The organism is Saccharopolyspora halophila (assembly GCF_039531955.1).
In the GTDB taxonomy this organism is placed as follows: domain Bacteria; phylum Actinomycetota; class Actinomycetes; order Mycobacteriales; family Pseudonocardiaceae; genus Saccharopolyspora; species Saccharopolyspora halophila.
This window is the reverse complement of record NZ_BAAARA010000038.1, coordinates 1-4,950: the sequence shown is the minus strand read 5'-3', so window position 1 is coordinate 4,950 and position 4,950 is coordinate 1. Positions and strand designations below refer to the sequence as shown.

Here is a 4,950-nt window from a genome sequence, read left to right as displayed (position 1 = left end):
TGTCCACCGTCATCGCCGGGCCCTCGAACCCGAAGGTGTAGGACAACCTGCCGGAGACCACGCTCGGCGAGTTGCCGGTGCCCTGGTGTCCCTCCGAGCTGTCGCCGAGCAGCTGGACGTAGTCGCTGTACATCACACCCGCGAACACACCGGTCTGGCTGCCCCGCAGCGAGGCCGGGGCGATCCCGGAACGCTCCAGCGACTCCCACGCCACCTCCAGCAACAACCGCTGCTGCGCATCGGTGGCCAGTGCCTCGCGCGGCGACATCCCGAAGAACGCGGCGTCGAAATCACCCGCTGCGCTGAGGAACCCGCCGGAACGCGCGTAGGACGAGCCGGTTTCCTCGGGGTCCTGGTTGAACAGCAGGTCCAGGTCCCAGCCGCGATCGTCCGGGAACTCCGAAACGGCGTCGACGCCGTCCGAGACCAGCCGCCACAGGTCCTCCGGCGAGGACACGCCACCCGGATACCGGCAGGCCATGCCCACCACCACGACCGGATCATCGGTGACCGGCGACAGGGCGGGCGTCACCACCGGCGTCCCGGCCTCGGCGCCGAGGAGTTCGTCCCGCAGGTGCTCGGCGAGCACCGCGGAGTTCGGGTAGTCGAAGACCAGCGTCGCTGGCAACCGCAGACCGGTCGTCGAACCCAGCCGGTTGCGCAGCTCCACCGCGGTCAGCGAATCGAAACCGAGGTCCTGGAAGGCCCGGGACGGATCGATCGCCTTGCCGTCGGCGTGCCCCAGCACGCCGGCGACCTCGCCGCGCACCAGGTCGAGCAGCACCTCCCGGCGCTCGGCCTCGGTCATACCGCTCAACCGCGTCGCCAAGGATTCGGCCGCGCGCGCCCCCGAACCGGCGCGGGGCCGCCTGCCGCGCACCAATCCGCGCAACAGCGGGGGAACTTCGCCCCGAGCGCGGATCGCGGGCAGGTCCAGCCGGACCGGTAGCAACACCGGCTCGGCCGCCGACAGCGCCGCGTCGAACAGCTCGAGTCCCTCGGAGACCGGCAGGGCGGGCATTCCCGGTCGCGATACCTGCTCGGAGGCCATCCCGGCCTGCGCCCAAGCGCCCCAGGCCAGCGACGCGCCCGGCAGGCCGCGCGCACGCCGGTTGCGCACCAGCGCGTCCAGGAAGGCGTTGCCCGCCGCGTAGTTGCCCTGCCCGGCATTTCCGAAGGTGCCCGCGGCCGAGGAGAACACCACGAAGGCCGCGGAATCCTCGATCAGCTCGTGCAGGTGCCAGGCCGCATCGACCTTCGGCCGCAGCACGTCGTCCACGCGCTCCGGGGTCAGCGACTCCACCACGCCGTCGTCGAGCACGCCCGCGGTGTGCACCACGGCGGAAACCTGCTGGCGGCCAACGAGTTCGGCCACAGCCGACCGGTCCGCCACATCGCAGGCGACCACGTCGACAACGGCACCTCGCGCTGTCAGCTCGGCGACCAGCTCGTCCGCACCGGCGGCGTCCGGGCCACGGCGACTGACCAGCAAAAGATCCCGCACGCCGTGCTCGGCCACCAGGTGCCGAGCCACCACGGCGCCCAGACCACCGGTACCGCCGGTGATCAGAACCGCGCCCTCGGCACCCCACTCGAACGGCCGGTCTTGCGGTGTCACCCGCGCCAGGCGCGCCGCCGAAACCCCGCCGTCGCGGACCGCCAACTGGGGCTCGGCCGAGCCGAGCGCCGTCGTCAGCGCCGCGGAGTCCGCGGACCCGGCATCCAGGTCCAGCAGGCCGAACCGGCCCGGGTGCTCGGACTGCGCCGACCGCACGAGTCCCCACGACGCCGCTGCGGCGACATCATCGCCGGGGACCGCGCCCCGCGTGACGAACACCAGCCGGGCGTCGTCGGGTCGTTCCGCGCTCAGCCACTCCTGCAGCACGCCGAGCACCTGCGACACCGTCGCGTGGACGGAGTCCGGGACGGAGCGCGGCTCGGGTGCGATGGGAGCGAGCACCACACCACCGGTCACCGTTGACAGGTCCGGCCGGTGGTCCGCCCCGAGGCCGGCCCCGCGCAGGGTTTCGGCCAGCCCGAACGCGTCCGGGCCGACCACGGTCACCCGCTCGTCGAAGTTCGCCGCGGGCACCGGCGCCCACTCGACGCCGAACAGCGACCGCCGATCGCCGCGCGGGACGGCCAGCTGGTCACCGGACACCGGCCGCACGATCAGCGCTTCCACCGACGCCACCGGTGCACCGTCCGGGTCGGCCAAGGCGAGCGTCATCGAGCCGTCGGTCCCGCGGTCGAGCCGGACCCGCAGCGCGGACGCCCCGGCGGCGTGCAGGGACACCCCGGACCAGGAGAACGGGAGACCGGGCTCGCCGCCGCCGGCGACCGCCACCGCGTGCAAGCACGCGTCGAACAGCGCCGGGTGCAGGTCGAATCCGTCGCTGCCCGCGCCATCGGGCAATCCGACCTCGGCGAAGACCTCGGCACCACGTCGCCACGCCGCGCGCAGGCCCTGGAACACCGGGCCGTACTCGAGCCCGGCCTCGGCGAGCCGGTCGTAGCAGCCGTCCAGCGGCACGGGTTCCGCGTCCGCGGGCGGCCAGGCCGCCTCGTCGAACGCGGCCCTGCGCTCTTCGGCCGCGAGCACACCGCTGGCGCAGGGCGACCAGGGCTGCTCCTCATCGCCGTCCGGCCGGGTGTAGATGTTCAGCGAGCGCCGACCGGTCCGATCAGCCGTGCCGATCCAGACCTGCAGGCGCACCCCGCCCTGCTCGGGCAGCACCAGCGGGGAGACCAGGGTCAGCTCCTCGACGCTGCCGCAGCCGAGCTCGTCACCGGCGCGGGCGGCCAGTTCGACGAGCGCCGCGCCCGGTACGACCGGCTGCCCCATGACCGCGTGATCGGCCAGCCACGGGTGCGACCGCAACGACAGCAGGCTGGTGAACAGCGCGCCCTCGCCCTCGGCCAGCTCCACCGCGGAGCCCAGCAGCGGGTGCCGGGTCGGCGAGAGCCCGAGTCCGAGCGAGTTGTCCTGCGCAGCAGGAGACTCCGGCCAGAACCACTGGTTCTGGAAGGCGTAGGTGGGCAGGTCCACCCGGCGCGCACCGGTTCCCGCGAAGATCGGGCCCCAGTCCACCTCGACGCCGACCGCGTGCAGCCGGGCCAGGGCCGTGATGGTCGAGTCCTCCTCACCACGCTCCTTGCGCAGGATCGGAACCAGCACCGCGCCCTCGGGAGCGGATGCGGCCGCCATGCCGGAGAGAACGCCCTCCGGGCCGAGCTCCAGGAACGCGGTGGCACCCGCGTCGACCAGGTCGGCGACCGCGTCGCCGAACCGGACCGCCTCCCGCACGTGGCGCACCCAGTGCTCGGGCGAGGTCACATCGCCCGAGGCGACCACCGGAATGCTCGGCGCGTGGAAGGACAACCCGCTGATGGCCGCGTGGAAGTCGTCCAGCATCGGCTCCATCAGCGGCGAGTGGAACGCGTGCGAGACGTTCAACCGCGTCGACTTCCAACGCTCCGCTACCGCGAGAACCGCGTCCTCGTCACCGGAGAGGACCACCGACTCCGGGCCGTTGACCGCGGCGATCGAGACGCCGTCGACCAGGTGCGGGAGCACCTCGTCCTCGCCGGCTTGCACCGCCATCATCGCGCCGCCCGCCGGGAGCGCCTGCATCAGGCTCGCCCTGGCGCGGACCAGCGCGCAGGCGTCCTCCAGCCCGAGCACGCCGGACACGTGCGCCGCGGCGATCTCACCGATCGAGTGGCCGGCGAGGTGGTCCGGGCGCACGCCCAGCGACTCCACCAGGCGGAAGAGCGCGACCTCGATGGCGAACAACGTCAGCTGCGCGTTGCCGGTCCGGTTCAGCGCCTCGGCGTCCTCGCCCCACATCGCCTCCCGCACCGCGGGATCGAAGTGCGCGAGCACGGCGTCCAGCGCCTCGGCGAAGACCGGGAACCGGTGGTAGAGCTCGCGACCCATGCCGAGCCGCTGCGAGCCCTGTCCCGTGAACAGCACCGCCAGCGACCGCTCGTGCGCCACGCCGCGCGCGGCCGGGACCACCCCATCGTCCGAGGCGACCAGCACCGCGCGGTGCTCGAACAGGGATCGGGAGGTGGTCAGCGAGTAACCGATGTCGACCGGCGACCCGCCGAGCGATCCTAGCCGGGTGACCTGGTCGTCCAGCGCCTCCTCGGACCTGGCCGACACCACCCACGGCACCGCGGCGGGCGTCACCCGCGGTTCGGCCGCGGGCTCGTCGGCGGCGGATCCCTGCTCGATGATGACGTGCGCGTTGGTGCCGCTGACGCCGAAGGACGACACGGCGGCGCGGCGCGGGTGATCCGCTTCCGGCCACTCGGTGGGCCTGGTCAGCAGCTCGACCGCGCCCGCTTCCCAGTCCACGTGCGTGGACGGCGAGTCCGCGTGCAGCGTGCGGGGAAGCTCCCCGTGTCGCATGGCCGCGACCATCTTGATCACGCCCGCGACGCCCGCCGCCGCTTGCGCGTGGCCGATGTTCGACTTGATCGACCCCAGCCACAGCGGCCGGTCGCGGTCCTGGCCGTAGGTCGCCAGCAGCGCCTGCGCCTCGATCGGATCGCCCAGCGACGTGCCGGTGCCGTGCGCCTCCACGGCGTCCACTTCGGACGGAGCGAGTCCCGCGGTGTCCAGGGCTTGCCGGATCACCCGCTGCTGCGAGGGACCGTTCGGCGCGGTGAGGCCGTTCGACGCGCCGTCCTGATTCACCGCGGAACCCGTCATGACGGCCAGCACCTCGTGGCCGTTGCGCCTGGCGTCCGACAGTCGTTCCAGCACCAGCAGGCCCACCCCTTCGGACCAGCCCACGCCGTCGGCCGCATCGCCGAAGGCCTTGCACCGGCCGTCCGGGGACAGGCCCCGCTGGCGGGAGAAGCCGATGAACGCGCTGGGCGTCGACATCACGGTCACACCACCGGCCAGGGCCAGCGAGCACTCCCCCTGCCGCAACGACT

At 73.2% G+C, this 4,950-nt stretch carries 1 protein-coding gene; it reads right to left on the bottom strand.

Annotated features, from left to right (window positions below):
• A partial coding sequence (locus ABD289_RS25175; protein WP_344138148.1) for a type I polyketide synthase occupies nt 1–4,950 on the bottom strand: 4,950 nt, incomplete at both ends.